This is a genomic window from Methylobacterium adhaesivum (assembly GCF_022179065.1).
Classification (GTDB): Bacteria; Pseudomonadota; Alphaproteobacteria; order Rhizobiales; family Beijerinckiaceae; genus Methylobacterium; species Methylobacterium adhaesivum.
In genome coordinates this window covers 1-15,945 of sequence record NZ_BPQD01000037.1, presented here as the reverse complement: position 1 = coordinate 15,945, position 15,945 = coordinate 1, and the positions used below count along the sequence as shown (strand labels likewise).

General features: G+C 66.8%; 12 protein-coding genes and 1 pseudogene. 6 read left to right on the top strand and 7 right to left on the bottom strand.

What is annotated here, in order from left to right:
* Positions 1-88 precede the first annotated feature (88 nt).
* Complete coding sequence (locus tag MFF01_RS18965) at positions 89-1,666, bottom strand: gamma-glutamyltransferase family protein (protein ID WP_238227744.1); 1,578 nt, start codon at positions 1,664-1,666, stop codon at positions 89-91.
* Positions 1,663-2,229 (bottom strand): phosphatase PAP2 family protein, encoded by a 567-nt coding sequence (locus MFF01_RS18960; protein WP_238227743.1) that lies wholly within the window; start codon positions 2,227-2,229, stop codon positions 1,663-1,665. Before MFF01_RS18960 ends, MFF01_RS18965 begins: the two co-directional genes overlap by 4 nt.
* A gap of 352 nt (positions 2,230-2,581) precedes the next feature.
* Between MFF01_RS18960 and MFF01_RS18955 the strand changes: the two genes are divergently transcribed.
* Positions 2,582-3,382, top strand: coding sequence for a lytic murein transglycosylase (locus tag MFF01_RS18955; protein WP_238227742.1), 801 nt, complete (start codon positions 2,582-2,584; stop codon positions 3,380-3,382).
* 44 nt (positions 3,383-3,426) lie between these two features.
* Here MFF01_RS18955 and MFF01_RS18950 read toward each other — a convergent pair whose 3' ends face one another.
* The gene (locus tag MFF01_RS18950; RefSeq protein ID WP_238227741.1) at positions 3,427-5,517 is read right to left on the bottom strand and encodes a prolyl oligopeptidase family serine peptidase; all 2,091 of its coding nucleotides are present in this window, start codon (positions 5,515-5,517) and stop codon (positions 3,427-3,429) included.
* A 178-nt stretch (positions 5,518-5,695) separates the two neighbouring features.
* On the opposite strand from MFF01_RS18950, the gene MFF01_RS18945 reads away from it, so the two are divergent.
* Positions 5,696-7,117: an alpha/beta hydrolase gene (locus MFF01_RS18945; RefSeq protein ID WP_238227740.1), complete on the top strand. Its 1,422-nt coding sequence runs from the start codon at positions 5,696-5,698 to the stop codon at positions 7,115-7,117.
* Complete coding sequence (locus MFF01_RS18940; RefSeq protein ID WP_238227739.1) at positions 7,114-8,661, top strand: GMC family oxidoreductase; 1,548 nt, start codon at positions 7,114-7,116, stop codon at positions 8,659-8,661. Before MFF01_RS18945 ends, MFF01_RS18940 begins: the two co-directional genes overlap by 4 nt.
* On the opposite strand, the gene MFF01_RS18935 is transcribed toward MFF01_RS18940, so the two are convergent.
* Positions 8,658-9,800, bottom strand: a complete 1,143-nt coding sequence (locus MFF01_RS18935) for a glycosyltransferase family 2 protein (protein WP_238227803.1) — start codon at positions 9,798-9,800, stop codon at positions 8,658-8,660. The genes MFF01_RS18940 and MFF01_RS18935 overlap by 4 nt on opposite strands.
* A 410-nt stretch (positions 9,801-10,210) precedes the next feature.
* On the opposite strand from MFF01_RS18935, the gene MFF01_RS18930 reads away from it, so the two are divergent.
* The 3 genes from MFF01_RS18930 to MFF01_RS18920 all read left to right on the top strand — a co-directional run bounded on the left by MFF01_RS18930 (position 10,211) and on the right by MFF01_RS18920 (position 13,830).
* The gene (locus MFF01_RS18930) at positions 10,211-12,358 is read left to right on the top strand and encodes a TonB-dependent siderophore receptor (protein ID WP_373319816.1); all 2,148 of its coding nucleotides are present in this window, start codon (positions 10,211-10,213) and stop codon (positions 12,356-12,358) included.
* Positions 12,359-12,774: 416 nt separating this feature from the next.
* A complete protein-coding gene (locus MFF01_RS18925) occupies positions 12,775-13,332 on the top strand; it encodes an N-acetyltransferase (RefSeq protein ID WP_238227737.1) in 558 nt (185 codons plus the stop codon).
* 93 nt (positions 13,333-13,425) lie between these two features.
* Entirely contained in the window at positions 13,426-13,830 is a 405-nt protein-coding gene (locus MFF01_RS18920) for a hypothetical protein (protein ID WP_238227736.1), read from the top strand.
* A gap of 34 nt (positions 13,831-13,864) precedes the next feature.
* Here the strand turns inward: MFF01_RS18920 and MFF01_RS18915 are convergent, their stop codons facing one another.
* From MFF01_RS18915 to MFF01_RS18905, 3 genes and pseudogenes are all read right to left on the bottom strand, one after another.
* Positions 13,865-14,341 carry a hypothetical protein gene (locus tag MFF01_RS18915; RefSeq protein WP_238227735.1) on the bottom strand — a complete coding sequence of 159 codons (477 nt, stop codon included), beginning with the start codon at positions 14,339-14,341 and terminating at the stop codon, positions 13,865-13,867.
* A gap of 349 nt (positions 14,342-14,690) precedes the next feature.
* A pseudogene (locus MFF01_RS18910) lies at positions 14,691-15,602 on the bottom strand (NAD-dependent epimerase/dehydratase family protein).
* 17 nt (positions 15,603-15,619) lie between these two features.
* The coding region (locus MFF01_RS18905; protein ID WP_283207212.1) for a carbamoyltransferase C-terminal domain-containing protein at positions 15,620-15,945 on the bottom strand (326 nt) is incomplete at its 5' end.

The following is a 15,945-nucleotide window of genomic DNA, read 5'->3' as shown; positions in this document are numbered from 1 at the left end:
CTGGGTTTGTTGATGACTTAAAACAATAGAAGAGAGGCCTTTGAATTTCTTTGAGGCCATTTTCATCCTGAGGAGCGGTGCCCAACGATCAATACCCCAGGGCGCATCCATCCTTGCGCGGGTCCGACCCCGCCGTGAGGGTGCCGGTGGCGTGGTCGATCCAGATCATCTGGCCGCCGCCGATGGGGCCCGGTGCGGGAAAGACGGTGTGTCCGCGCGCGGCGAGGCCCGCCGCGAGCCCCGGTGAGAAGCCCGGTTCTAACTCGACGCCGCCGCCATAGGCGAAACTGCGCGGTGCGTCCAAGGCCTCCTGCACGTCGAGGCCCCGGTCGAGGAGGCCGGTGAGGAGTTCGACGTGGCCCATGGCCTGGTAGTGCCCGCCCATGACGCCAAAGGGGGCGACCACGACGCCGTCGCGCATCAACATTCCGGGAATGATGGTGTGCATCGGGCGCTTGTTCGGCCCGATGGTGTTGGGGTGACCCGGTTCGACGCGGAACGAGAGGCCGCGATTGTGCAGGAGGACGCCGCTCTCGGGCGCGGTGATGCCGCTGCCGAAGGGCTGGAAGATGGAGTTGATGAGGGAGATGGCATTGCCATTGCGGTCGACCACGCAGAGATAGACTGTGTCGGTATGCGCGATCTCGGGCCAGATCACCGGCGCCTGTGCCCGGGCCATGTCGATGGCGCCCCGGGCCCGCGCGTGCCACGCTTCCGAGAGCAGGTGCTCGACGGGCACCGCGTGCAGCACCGGATCGGCGAACAGGGCGTCACGGTGGTGATAGGCCTGCTTGCAGGCCTCGGCGAAGAGGTGGACCCGGTCGAGTTCCGACAGCGCGCCGACATCGTCCGGCCCCAGCATGTTGAGCATCATCAGCACGGCCAGCCCCTGGCCGCTCGGCGGGCACTCGTAGACGTCGTAGCCGCGATAGCGCGTCGTGATCGGCGTCACCCATTCCGGGGCTGCGCCGGCGAAATCCTCGAGGGTGTGGAGGCCGCCCCGCGCCCGCAGGGTCTCGACCATGTCGCGGGCCACCGGCCCCTCGTAGAAGCCGCGCGGGCCGTCCTGCGCGATGCGCCGCAGGGTCGCGGCGACTCTCGGGTTCCGCATGGCGGCTCCCGCCACGGGGGCCGTGCCGCCGGGCAGGTACGTCGCCGCGGATGCGGGATCGTCGGACACGCGCGCGGCATGGCGGGCCCAGTCGAAGGCGACGCGGGGCTGCACGCGATAACCGTCCTCGGCATAGGCGATGGCCGGGCGCAGCAGATCGGCGAGATCGCGGGTTCCGTGGTCGGCGAGAAGCCGCGCCCAGGCGGCGACGGCGCCCGGCACCGTCACAGCGTGGGGTGACGTCGGCGTGATGGTGATATCGTTATCGAGATACCAGGCGTCGTACGCCGCCGCCGGGCTGCGGCCCGAGCCGTTGAGGGCGACGGGCGTCGTCGCCCCCTTTGGAGCATAGAGGGCGAAGCAGTCGCCGCCGATGCCGGTCATCAACGGATCGACCACGCACTGCACCGCCACCGCCGCGATGGCGGCGTCGACGGCATTGCCGCCGGTCCGCAGGGTCTCGACGGCCACGAGGGAGGCGAGGGGATGCGAGGTCGCCACGGCGGCGGTGCCGGCGTGCACGGCCGAGCGGCCCGGCCTGGAAAAGTCTCTCATGCGGCACTTTCGCGATGGGCCGTTCCGGGTCCGGACAGGTGGTTCACGGCGGCCTCGGCAGCGAGCCCGATGAGGGACCCGACCACGACGTCTGATGGATAATGCGCGCCTCGCAACACCTGCGCCACCACGATCAGGCCGGCCCCCACCTCGGCCGCCCCCCGTGCCTCCGGACAGGCACGCCCCACGGCGCGGGCGACGGCGACGCTCACGGCGGCATGCCCTGAGGGAAAGGATTGTCGTGGTCCGTCGTTGGGGCCGAACCAGCCGCGATCGTACCGCCCGGTCTCCATGACGACGTTGGGCCGCGAGCGGTGGACGAGGCGCTTCACCGTCGTTTTGACAAGGCTCGCCAGGATGCCGGCTCCGAGCATGTGACGGCCCACGGCGATCGTCCGGGGCTGGCGGCGCGCGACGCCCACCGCCAAGGTCACGGCGGAGGCGGCGAACAACATCTCCCAGGCGCCGACCTCGCTGAGGGTTCCGATCGTCCGGACGGTCCGGGTGTCCTTGCATCGGGCGAGGCCGACGCCGAGGGCGATGTCGAGGGATTCGCCCGGCAACCGGGAGACTTCGCCGTTTCGATTCGGGGCGGAGGATGAGTCAAGCATGGCCGTTAACGCGGCTGCGCGGCGCGCGTTCGTTTCCTGTCCGGCGCGATGTCACGCGCGCCGGCGCACGCCGTCCACGGCTGGACCGTCCGTTCCGTCCCATCGGCGGATGCGCCGTCCCACGCCGCACCGCGTGCGACGGGGGTTTCCCCGCCACAATCGTGGGAAAAGCGCGCCTTGCCGGTGTCGCTCGGTCCAGTTGCCTTGGAGTTGACACCGTCCGGTGGCCGAGCGTTGCCGACAGGGCCTTGGCGGCCCGTGAACGCTGCGGGCCTGATGGCCCACGGTCGTCGAGGAGTTCGGAATGTCGAGACGCGGTTCCTACACGTTTTCCGTTGCGGCCTGTGCTGCGGCGGCCTTGCTCGGCTTCGCAGCCCACGCCGAGGCCGCGACCTGCGGCAACACCGCATCGGGCTTCGAGACGTGGAAGCGGGAGTTCGCTGACGAAGCGCGCGGTCGGGCGAGCGCCGAGAGCCTCGCGGCTCTGATGGCGACCTCCTACTCCACCGCCACCATCTCGGCTGACCGTGGCCAAAAGAGCTTCAAGCTCAACCTCGATCAATTCCTCGCCAAGCGAGGGGGCAACACCATCGTCTCGCGCGGTCGCGCCCTCAAGCAACAGAACGCCGCTCTGTTCGCCTCCATCGAACAGCGCTACGGTGTTCCGGCGGGGCCGCTCCTCGCAATTTGGGGCATGGAGACTGGATTCGGTGCCGTGCGCGGCAACGTCAATACTTTGTCAGCCGTGGCGACCCTCGCTTACGATTGCCGGCGCTCGGCCTTCTTCACCGATCAGCTCAATGCCGCGTTGACGTTGGTCGATCGCGGTATCCTGACCTCCGCCACGCGGGGCGCCGCTCATGGCGAGGTTGGCCACACCCAGTTCCTACCTAAAAGTGTGCTGAATTACGGCACCGGCGGAAGCCTCGATAGTATCCCCAATGCTCTCAATGCCACCGCCAACTTCCTAAAAGCCCACGGCTGGGTCCGTGGTGCCGGATACCAGCCGGGCGAGCCAAACTTTGCCGCCATTCAGGGCTGGAACGCGGCCGGCGTTTATCAGAAGGCAATTGCGCTGCTCGGGAGCCGCATCGACAGCCAGTAATCGTCTCCCCCGGGCTCCGGGACGACGGAGTCCGGGGGATATCGTCAGGCCGTGGTGGGAGTCCACCCGATCGATCGGCGAAGGAAGCTGATGCCGAGCGCCATGAACGTGGCGGCCTGCGTGCTGTCGTTGCCGTAGCCGTGTCCGCCGGCCGCGGGTTCATAGAACGCCGCCCCGTAGCCGAGGGCCTGGAGCTTAGCCGCCATCTTGCGGGCATGGCCCGGATGGACACGGTCGTCCCGGCGGCTCGTGGCGATGAGGATCGGCGGATAGGCTTCGCCTGCCTTCACGGCGTGATAGGCCGAAATCTTGGACAGGAATGCCCAATCCTCCGCGTCGTCCGGATCACCGTACTCGGCGATCCAGCTCGCGCCGGCCAGGAGCTTGGTGTAGCGACGCATGTCGATAAGCGGGATCGTGCAGAACAGGGCACCGAAGCGCTCCGGGTAGCGCGTGAGCATGTTGGCGATCAGGAGGCCGCCATTCGATCCGCCCTCGGCGGCGATACGGCCGGGTCGGGTCACGCCGCGCGCCACGAGGTCGGCCGCCACGGCCGCGAAATCGTCATGGGCCGACGCCTTGCCTTCGCGTCGTCCAGCTTCGTGCCAAGCGGTGCCGAACTCGCCGCCGCCGCGAATATTGGCGATGACGCTGGTCCCGCCGGGCTCGAGCCAGAGCTTGCCCATTACCGCCTGATAGGTCGGGAGAATTGACACCTTGAAACCGCCGTAGGCCGTCAGGTGTACGGGCGCATCGCCGGTTTGGATGGCCGGACCGGTCTGGACATAAGGGATGCGTGTGCCGTCGGCGGAGATCGCTTCTTGCCGCGTCACCCGTAGCCCCGCGGTGTCGAAGGTTGCCGGTGTCGTTCGGAGGATCGTCGGGGCCGAAAGCGACGGGGGAATCGACAGCAGAGTCGGGGGTGTCACCGGGTCCTGCACAAGGGCGCTGAGTTCGCCGTCGGCTTCGTCAGGATCGGCATCAAGGGGCCAGACCGATACAGTGCCGATGGTGGGCAGGCCGGGGAGTGGCCTGAATGTCCAACCCGCCGGACCTGCCTCGCAAATGCCGAAACTCGGCTTCAGATCATCAAGAGCACTGATGACAAGCCGGCCGTTCGACCAGAAGACATCTTGGAGGGCGCGTCGCGCGCTTGGCTCCCAGACCGTCGCGAAATCCCGAAGTCCCGCCACGAAGTCCGATAGCTTAATGGCCAGAACCGTATCGGGTGCGTGCGTGCGGCCTCCTATGCTCCAGGGGGTCCGAGGCTGAACAGCTAGGCCATCACGATGCAGGTGGATTTCGGCATCGGACGGAATATCCAGACGTGTGAGCACGCCGGAGCGGTCGGTCAGATGGACGTGTCCGTCGAAGAAACCTGTCCGCTCGGAGATGACAATCCGCTCGTCTCCCGGCCGGCGTTCGACACCGGCCCAGACGCCCATATTGTTGGGAGATGTCTCGAACAGGATTTGCGCTGTACCGAGGTCGCTGCCACGTGACCACACGCGAACGGTGCGCGGATAGCCGGCCCGCGTGGCCATGTCGTCACCGAGTGCACTGGACACGAGCAAGGTGTCCCGATCGAGCCAGGTCGCTCCCCCCTTTGCCTCCGGCAGGACGAATCCGTCGGCGATGAAGCTCCGTGAAACAAGATCGAATTCACGCAGGACCGTCGCATCGCCGCCGCCCCGGCTGAGCTTCAAAAGCGCCCGATCCGGGATCCCAGCGAGGAGATCGGCACCGGCCCAGACCCAATCCTCGTCCTCGCTGGCGGAGAGAGCATCGAGGTCGAGGAGAACATCCCAATGCGGTGAGCCGGCACGAAACTCGGCTTCCGCGGTGCGGCGCCAGATTCCGCGTGGATGGTCCGCGTCCTTCCAGAAATTATAAAACCGAGTGCCCCGTCTCCGCACGATGGCCATCCGGTCGGGGCGATCCATGAGGGTGCGTGCCGTATCCCGGTCGCTGGCAAAATCCTGGTCCGCGAAGCGCGCCAGTGTTTCCTCATTCTGCGTTGTGACCCAGGCCAACGCCTCTTCACCATCGATGTCCTCGAGCCAGAGATAAGGATCGTCGTCTGGCAGGTCGCCGGTCGGGCGCGGATCTGTCGGCGAAGTGGTCGGTTCGGTCATGGGCAGAGCGTAGGCGAATTTGAGTCGTTGGGCACGTCTAGACTTTCGCCGCCGACGATCTCGACGTGGTCGATGGTCGCTTCGCATCGATCGAATCGTCCACACGAAAAATTGCGTGCTGCGAGGCGTCGCGGCCGGTGAGCCTTGAAGCTCCGTCCGGGCGCGCAATCTGGGCCCTATGTCGAATGCATCCGCTTCCCCGCCACCAACCTTGTTTTGCCTACACTTCCTGGGCGGCTCCGCACGCGAATGGGAGGACACTAAACGCTATCTCGATCCACACCTGATCTGCATTCCGCTCGATCTCCCGGGCTTCGGAGACGCCGCACACATCGCGCGAACCTCTGTGGACGAAATGGCTGATTATGTCATCGATCGGATTGCGGAGCGTGGCCAGTCACGTTGGTGGATCGCGGGTCACAGTATGGGTGCGAAGATCGCCCTCGTCATCGCTCGACGGGCCGAAGACGGTGACCCCAAACTCGCAGGGCTCGACGGCCTTGTGCTTCTCGCCGGTTCTCCGCCCAGCCCAGAGCCCATGTCGGACGACAAGCGTCGCGACATGATCGCCTGGATCTCTGCCGACGAGAAAACGCGCACCTTACGGGCTGGCGCATTCATTGATCAAAACACGGGCGCGCCCTTGAATGAAGCCGCAAGGACAGCGGCTATCGACGATGTCCTACGGGCCGATCCCAAGGCCTGGACGGCATGGTTGCAGGAAGGGAGTCGCGAAGACTGGCGTCGCCGTATTGGTATTCTGCGAACGCCTGCCCTCGTCCTCAGTGGCTCAAAGGATGCCGATCTCGGGCCCGCCGCACAGATTTGTCTGATGCTGCCCCATCTCGCGAACGCCCGGCATGTCGTGATCGAGGGGGCCAGCCATCTCCTACCGATCGAATGTCCCAAAGCCGTGGCGGATCTGATTTGCGAAATGCGAACTCTGCCGATCGCCGTTGCATCCGATCCAGCGTGCGTTCTAGATTCTTACGCGTCGTTGATCGCGTCTCATCGCGTGAATAGTCGCCTCCGTGCCGCCCTCGCTGCGCGAGCCAGTGCTGGAAGTGCCCCCTATCGTCCGTGCGTCCTCGATGCCGTAGAATTTTCAATTCTGCGGGCCTTGATCGATCGGGTACTCCCTCAGTCGAGCGACACCTGCATCGACATCGGCGCACGGATCGAAGCGCGTTTGAGCGATGGATTCGGAGACGGGTGGCGATTTGCCGATCTGCCCTCGGACGGCGAGGCCTATGCGGCGGCCCTGCGCACCCTGGATGCCGCCGCGCGCGCAACACATGGCATTGGCTTCACCGCTTTGCCCGATGAGACGAAGGAGGCACTGATCACAGCCGTCGCGGCGGGCGAACTCCCGACGGTGGCGGGTGACCTCGATGGGCGGCAAATGACGAAATGGTTCGAGGATCTCCGGAGCGACGCGGTGCGGATCTACCTCGCTCATCCGGCAGCCCTGGCCCGCCTCGGTTTCAGCGGCATCGGCGCGGGGGGCGACGATGTCGCCGATATGCCCGGATTCTCCGAGTTCAGGATTAACTCTCGCGAGCCCTGGGAACCGATTTCCGAGGCGGAGGCCGGCCGATGAACCTCGATTCCATGCGCCGCTATGCGACTGACGAGGTCGTCGATGCCGTCGTAATCGGGACAGGCGCCGGGGGGGCACCGCTCCTCGCTCGGTTGGCCGCCGCGGGCCTGAAGGTGGTCGCCCTCGAGGCCGGACCCAACTTCGACCCGGTCCGGTTCGCCTTTGACGAGACCTTGGCCGACGAGATTTACTGGACCGAAGAGCGCCTGAGCGGCGGCACCACACCGGAGGCGTTCGGGGCGAACAACAGCGGTACCGGGGTCGGCGGCTCGACCCTGCACTGGGGGGCGTTCACCCCACGGGCCGACCAGCGGGATCTGAAGCTCCGCACGGAGACCGGGGAGGGGATCGACTGGCCCCTCGACTATGATGATCTGAAGCCGTTTTATGAGCAGGTGGAAGGATTTATCGGTGTGTCCGGACCCGCCGCCTATCCGTGGGATTCGCAGCGTCGCTACCCCCTCTCGCCGGTGCCGCGCAACGCCCCGGCCCGGATCATGGCGCAGGCTTGCGAGGGCCTGGGGATCCGCGTCGCCGACGCCCCGGCGGCCGTGGTCTCGCGCGACTTCGCGCAGGAGGGCGGGGGCACGCGAAAGGCTTGCATCAATTGCGGATTTTGCCACCAGGGCTGCCGCAATGGTGCGAAAACCAGCATGGATGTGACCTACCTGCCGCTCGCCGTCGCGCACGGGGCGCAGATCCGTCCCATGTGCCGCGTCCATGGGACGGAGCGGGACGGAATGGGACGGATCACGGCCGTCACATACCGGCAGGATGGGACGGAGCGTCGGCAGCGATGCGCCGCCGTGTTCCTGTGCGCCGGCGCGGTGGAGTCGCCGCGTCTCCTGCTGCATCTCGGCCTCGCCAACGGCAGCGGTCAGGTCGGCCGAAATTACATGGGCCATGTCGCGACCCAGGTCTGGGGGACGTTCGCGGGCGAGGTCCGGATGAACCGGGGCTACCCGTCCTCCCTCATCAGCGAGGACATGGTGCGGCCGGCGGATGCGGACTTCGCTGGCGGCTACCTCATGCAGAGCCTCGGGGTGTTGCCGCTGACCTTCGGCAACACCGTCGCGCGGAGCCGCGGCCTGTGGGGACCGGCGCTGACCGACTATCTCGCGCGCTACAACCATTTCGCCGGGATCGGCATCAACGGCGAGACCCTACCGTGCGACGCCAACGTGCTGACCCTGTCCGACGAGGTCGATGCCTTCGGGGTGCCGAAAGCCCGGATCGATTTCGGCTACGGCCCGAACGAGGATCGCCTCAACGACCACGCGACCCGGACCATGACGGCGATCTGGGAGGCGGCGGGCGCGAGCGACATCTGGGTGGCGCAGCGGGTCGCCCACACCCTCGGCACCTGCCGCATGGGGCGTGACGGCGACACGGCGGTGGTCGATCCGTTCGGGCGCAGCTTCGAGGTTCCCAACCTCTGGATCAGCGACGGGTCGACCTTCCCGAGTTCGCTCTCCGCCAACCCGGCCCTGACCATCATGGCCCTGAGCCTGCGCACCGCCGAGGCGTTCCTGAGGTCGCGCTAGGGCGTTTCGAGCGCCGTCGCGACGGGACGTTGCGGCGGTACGGCGATCCGGCGGTTGGCGAGGTGGGTCAGGGCCCGGATCGGCACGAGGGCGAGGGTGGCGACGCGGATGTGGCGCGGCAGCGCGAACGGCCCGAGGGGCCGGTAGACGAGGCGCGGGCTCACCCGCTCGGCCTCCGCGATGGCGAGGCCGGGGAGGGGCAGGGCGGCGATGCGGACGGCGTCCACCTCGGGAATCCGCAGAAGGCGGGCCCAGGCCCGCGTTTCGGCGAGGCGCCCATCGGCGTGGAGCCGGCGCAACCTCCGCCGGCACAGGTAGCGGAACACGGCGCGCGGCACCGATTCCAGGCGGGCGTCGCACAGGCTGTCGGGCTTCTCGCACCGGGCGCGGATGGTGTCGGCGACGCCGCCCGGCGCCCGGCCGACGAGGCGGCCCGACACGGTCACCACCACGTCTGGGGCGTGGCGCACATGGAAGCCCTGCCGGAGGAGGACGGCCACGAAGGCGCCGTCCTCGCCCAGCGCGATGGCGGGCATGCCGCCCACCGCCACGTAGGCGTCGCGGGTCACCGCCAGGGTGGCCCCGATGGTGGTGCGGTGGCACGGCCAGGGGTCGTACGGATCCGGGTCGATGCGCGCCTCGGCCTCCGTCAGCAGGGCGCTGTAGGCATCCTCGAGCCGGCCGCGCGTGTGCAGGGATGGCGGCAGCAGGGCCGCCTCGTCGGCATCGAGTTCGATCCGTCCGGCCACGGCGTCGGCCCCGGCGCGCAGGGCCGCGAGATTGCGCGCGACCCAGTCCGGCGGCACCCGGCTGTCGGCATCCGTGGACAGGATGGTGCCGCCGGTGGCTTGCGGGCCGATCCATTCGGCCGCCGCGTTCATGGCCTCGCGCCGCGCCCACCCGGCATGGGCGCCCGCGAACTCGACGTGGGTCACCCGCAGTGGCACCGACAGGCTCGGGCGAAGGGCCTCGACGAGAGCTTGCGTGCCGTCCGTGCAGTTGTTGAGGAACAGCACGAGGCCGAGGCTGCCCGAGGCGAGCCCGGTCTGCGCATCGATGGCCCGCAGGCACGCCTCGATCCGCTCGGCTTCGTTGCGAACCGGAATGGCGATGACGGTGCTGGGAGAGAGGGGCGGTATGGCGGACGACACGTCGAGGCTCCTGGGGGCCGTCTCTGGACGGCACGGGATGGGCGTCCCTAGCAGGTTGGCCGCGCCGAACAATGGCCGCCTGTTGAGCCGGAGGACCGGCCTCGTCGCGGCCCGCGTGGCGAACGCGCGCGTGAGTACAAGCCCGCCGGTCCCGAGGGTGCGATCCCGGTCACTGGAGCATCCGGCCTTCCGATTTGGAAGTATTATAACTTTATCCTGCGGTTGCACTGAAGCAACAGCGTTGGAAATGCCGTCCTTATCTGGAGTGGCTCCAAATCAGGGCGTGTAAATTCCGTTGAGTGACGAGGATGTTGCTTTTAGCAGAGGTTGGGTCCGTCCCCTTCTTCGCAGGATCCTGCGTGTCGCGTCGCCTCGTCCGCTTCCTCTCCACCGCCGTCATGCCCGCGACCCTGTTGGCCCTGCCCAGTGCCTTCGTCTGTGGTCAAAGCCGCGCCCAGGGCGCGCCCACCAGCGTGACCCTCGAGACGCTGAGCGTTGCGGGCGACGGCTCGGGCGTGGGGACCGGTGCGGAGAGTGCTTACGGTCCCGTTCCGGGGTACGTCGCCAAGCGGAGTGCCACGGGCACCAAGACGGACACGCCGCTGGCCGAGACGCCCCAGTCGATCTCCGTCGTCGGCGAGCAGCAGGTCCGCGAGCAGGCGGCGACGAGCGTGCAGGAAGCCCTGCGCTACACCGCCGGCGTCGCCGCGGAAGCCTACGGCCCGAGCACCCGCGGCGACTACCCGCGCGTTCGGGGATCGGATGCCGCCATCTTCCTCGATGGCCTGCGCCTGAAGGATCCGGACGTCTTCAACGAACCCCGGCCCGATCCCTACACGCTGTCCCGCTTCGAGGTCCTGCGCGGACCGGCCTCGACCCTCTACGGGTCGAGCCCCGTCGGCGGCCTGATCAACCTCGTCTCGAAGCGACCCCTCGACGTGCCCTACAACGAGGCCGGGGTCCGGTTCGGCAATTACGGCTGGAAGGAAGCTTTCGCGGATTCCACCGGGCGCCTCACGGAGGACGGCCAGTTCCTCTACCGCTTCGTCGGCATCGGCCGCCTCGCCGACGCGCAGACCGATTTCGTCGCCAACGACCGCTACGTCATCAATCCCTCGGTGACGTGGCGTCCCTCCGCCGACACGACCTGGACGCTGATCGGCCTGCACCAGAAGGACGCGTTCGGCGCCTCCGACGCCTTCCTGCCGCGCGAGGGGTCGCTGTACGCCGGCCCGAACGGCTTCCTCCCGCTCAGCCGCTTCACGGGCGATCCGACGTTCAACCGATACGAGACCGAGACGAGTTCGATCACGAGCCTGTTCGAGCACCGCTTCGACGACAGCCTCATCCTGCGGCAGAATCTGCGGTTCAGCCACATCGAGGGCACGTATCAGTCGGCCTACCCCAATGTGTACACCCTGACGCCGAGTGCAGACCTGCCGAACGCGCCGTTCCTCGATGCCAACCGCCGAACCGTCGACCGGTACACCTACCGCGTCGCCTCCATCAAAGACCGGATCACCACCGATACGAACCTGCAGGAGCGTTTCGACACCGGGCCGATCGCGCATACGGTCCTCGGCGGCGTCGATTTTCGCCAGCAATGGGACAGCACCCGCACGGGCTTCGGTGTCGATTCGCGACCATTCGACCTCTACGCCCCGGTCTATGCCGCCGTGACGCCGCCGGCATTGGGTGCGCCCACGGCCGTCTCGCAGAGCCAGACCGGCCTCTACCTCCAGGATCAGGCGCGCTTCGACCAATGGATCCTGCTCGCCACCGTGCGGCACGATTGGGTGAACAGCGCGACGCGCGGCGCGGACAGCTCCTCGAGCCAGGCCACCACGGGCCGGATCGGCCTGATGTACGCGTTCCAGAACTGGCTCACGCCCTACGTCTCCTACGCGACCTCGTTCACCCCGATCTTCGGCGCGAACGTGTGCGCCACGGGCATCTGCCGGCCCATCGAAGGCGAGCAGATCGAGGGCGGCTTCAAGTACAATCCGGTACCGTGGTTCGCGCTCAACGCGGCGGTCTACGACACGGTGGAGCGCAACCGCCTCGCCCCCGATCCGACGGGTCTGCCGCTTTCGATTCAGACCGGCAAGGTCAAGATCCAGGGCGGCGACGTCGAGGCCATCGCGACGATCAACGGCAACACCAACATCATCGCGAGCTACGCCTACACCGATGCCCGCTACGCCGCCGGCGACAATGCCGGGGCGCGGGTCGAGACCATGCCGCTCCACCTCGCCTCGCTCTGGGTGACGCACCGCTTCACCCTCGCCGACGTGCCGGGCACCTTCCTCGTCGGCGGCGGCGTCCGCTACATCGGCGAATCGTTCGACGGCTCGCTCAACAGCTACAACACGCCCGCCGTGACGCTGGCCGATGCGCTGATCGGCTGGGAGGACGCGCATTGGCGGGCGCAGCTCAACGTCTCCAACATCGCGGACACCAAGTATCTGTCGACCTGCCTCGCGCGCGGCGATTGCTTCGTGGGCACGCGGCGCACGATCCTCGGCTCACTCACCTATCGGTTCTGATGGGGCTCATGGAGGTGGGCAGACTGGAGGGCAACCCGACGATTCGCGGCCGTTTCATCGAACATCCGCCGCGCCGTCCAGATCGAGACGAGGGCGGCCTGAGATGCGAATTGTCTTGAGCCGTTTCGGGGTAGAACGCGATCAACTCGACAGAGCTTACGTCTGATGTGGGTTGGGAGCCGTCGTTGGTTGTCGCCCCGAAGTGGACGGTTGGGTCCCACCCTTTCACAAACCCTCGGAAGGTCTGCTTCGGGGCGGTTTGGTGGAGGATGAGTTACGCCCAGGTCGGGTGAATTGTGGCCGTTCTGCTTCGGGACAGCCGCGCAATGAAGCGGACGTTGCCGCTTCTCCCGCTCCCGACCCCTATCTGACGTCTGGTGATCTTGCTTCACGGCCAAACGATGTAAAAGCGCCCCATGCAGACCAACCAGATCACCCTCGCCGAAGCTCGGCCCAGCGACCACGCCTCGTTCAAGGAAGAGCTTCAGGCTGCCTTCGCTGTCGCAGTCATTGATGAGTTCGGGGACCTGCCAGATGGTCCGATCCCATCCGATGAAGTTCTTGATGGCGCACTCAATGCTCGCAATGCCGAAGTCCTGCACATCCTCTGCGACGGTCGGAAAGTGGGAGGTGCCGTGCTGACGATCAACGCTGAGACGCACCGCAACTCACTGGACCTGTTTTTCCTCAAGGTCGGCGAGGAAGGTCGTGGTCTAGGGATCAAGGCTTGGGAGGCGATCGAGAGACGGCATCCCGAAACGGTTAGCTGGCAGACGCACACCCCATATTTTGAGAAACGCAACATCCATTTTTATGTGAACAAGTGTGGTTTCAAGATCATTCAATTTTTTAACAAATACTACTCAGACCCAAACCATCCGGGCGGGCAGGATGATTTGCCCGGCGATACTGATGCATTTCAATTCGAGAAGGTCATGACGCCTTCTCGGTCAGTGCTGGCTGCCTTGGAATGACCGCTTCAGGGCCGGGGGGGCAGGGTCTACTCCCCACCCGTTGCAGACGCTCAGCACCATCATGCCAGGATGGCCCCACGCGGTGGCTAAACGATGCCAACCTTACAGATCCACGACCTCGTGCCGCACAGCCGCGCTGTGGTCGATCCCTGCACCGTAATCCCGCTGCTTGGTGAGCGGGCGGTTCGCGCTACGTGGCAACTCACTGGCGTCGCCCGCTATGACGAGGCTCTCATGATCGCCGGGGACGACGCGGCCGAACGGCTCGAATGCCTCGCACGGTCCTCGGATCGGATACCGGGCGCGCTGCTAACCGATCTCCTCAGTCAGGTGGCACAGGTCATCTGGGGCGAGTTCATAGCTCATGAGGCGGGTCGGGACACGCCTTGGGTGATCATCCGAGCAATCGACAGTTCGTGGTGCGAAGTCGAGACGGACGACGCAGGTGTCCTGGATCGAGTCCGTAAGACCTTCACGAACGTGCGGATGGACCCGTGAGCGCTCGCTGCCTACCCTGAGTTGACGACCAGCGCTAAGGGACTCGCACGTCTTGGTCGACGGGTATCCAAACGTGGCCGTCGGGCTCCTTGTCGGCCGAACCGAGGCTGCGGCAGCCGTCGCTGCGGTAGGTCAGGACCTGTCCCCCTGGCAGATAAAGCGACCACGGCTCATCGACCTCGTCCGCGTAAGGCCACGTCGTCAGGCTCGCCCCGAGATCAAACGTGAAGGCTGACGTGCTTGTAGCCGCGTCGAGTGCGAACGCCGTCAGCTTCTGTCCATCTACCGCCCGCACCGCGGCCTCGATTTGATCAGCCGGGCTCTCATCCTCCGCCAACAGCTCGCCGGAGACGGCGATGCGCCAGTGGCAGCAGAAGATGAACAGGTGCCATGCTCCGCAAGGTCGGACGCGCCGCTGCGCGGCTCGCTCACGTATCCAGGCCGCAGGCGAGTTCGAGACGTGGGGCTCAGTGATTCGGAGGTAGGGCGGACCGAACTCGAAGGTGAGCATGCTGCCTTGCCCTCTCTGGACGCCCCAGCAGGGCAGACCAATTAGGGGTGCGAAGGCGGTCGTGATTGCGTCGTCCATCAGGTCGAGTGTGGCAGTGCGCTGAACGTCTGCAAACCACCCCGCCCAGCCGCTGGGAGCACTTTCAGCGCTTCTCCAAAGCAGCCGTCCGGGCACGAAGGCGTGCCTTCCATTTTACGGGTATTCCCGGTCCACCGGCACCACCTACTCGACGTCGCAGGCGGGTATCGCCTTAGGCTGCCTTCTCGCGTGCCTCCTGCCGCTGCCGGGGGCCGGCGCTTCAGGCTGCGTCCACGGCCGGGCGGCCGGCCCGGACCTGCGCCTCGACCCATCAGTAGGTTGCCTTCAGGCCCTCACGCAGGGGGCGTGACGGGCGCCAGTCCAAATCGCGGGACACCATCTCGTTGTGCGAGTTGCGGCCGGGTACGCCGGCCGGACCCGGCACGTGGCGCGTGTGGACGCGCTTGCCGGCGACGAGGTCCACGAGACGGTCGAGGGTGACCATCTCGTCGCTGCTCAGGTTCACCGGGCCCTCGACGTCGGACCGCATTAGACGGAGCGTGCTCTCCAGGCACTCATCCACGTAGAGGAACGAGCGGGTCTGGGTGCCGTCGCCCCAGATCTCGACCTCCCCACCGTCGGCGGCCTCCGCGACCTTCCGGCAGATGGCGGCCGGTGCCTTTTCGCGACCGCCGGTCCAGGCCCCGAACGGGCCGAAGACGTTGTGGTAGCGCGCGACGCGGTTGCGCATGCCGTGGTTGCGATTGTGGGCGAGGTACAGGCGTTCGGAGAACAGCTTCTCTCAATCGTACTCGCTGTCCGGATCCGCCGGGTAAGCGGACGCCTCCGCGCAATGGAACTCGGACGGGTCCGTCTGGTTGCGCAGCGGGTAGACGCACGCGGAGGACGGAAAGAACACCCGCATGGCCCCCGCGCGCAGGCAGGCGTCGAGGGCGTTCAGGTTGACGGCCGCAGAGTTGCGCATCACGTCGGCGTCGTTCTCGTCGGAGAAAATGTAGCCGGCCCCGCCCATGTCGGCGGCGAGTTGATAGACCTCGTCGAAGGGGCGGTCCACGACGGAGCGAAAAAAGCCCCGGTCGCGCAGGTCGCCCAGGACGAACTCGTGCGCCTCCGATTCCGAGAAGGCGCTGCGCCGGAGGTCGACCCCACGGACCTCGCAGCCCTCTCGCGCGAGGCGCGAGACGAGATGTGTGCCGACGAATCCTCCAGCCCCGCAGACCAAGACGGACCGGCGCGCGCTCAAGGCAAGACTTTTCCGGGGCCGCCGGGTCCGCCGCCCTCCTTACGGAACAGCGCGCCCCCCACAACGAGGACGTCGATGTCGGAGGTCAGGAACACACCGACGGCGTCCTCGACGTCGTGCACCATCGGCCTACCCATGACGTTGAAGCTCGTGTTGAGCACCATCGGCACGCCCGTGGCCGCGTAGAACGACCGGATGATGGCCAGGAGGAAGGGGTCCGACCACGCACCGACGCTCTGCAGCCGCCCCGTGCCGTCGCGGTGGCGCACGCCCTCGGGCGCGCGGCCGGACCGCCAGCGCAGCGTGGCCTGCCCCCATTCGG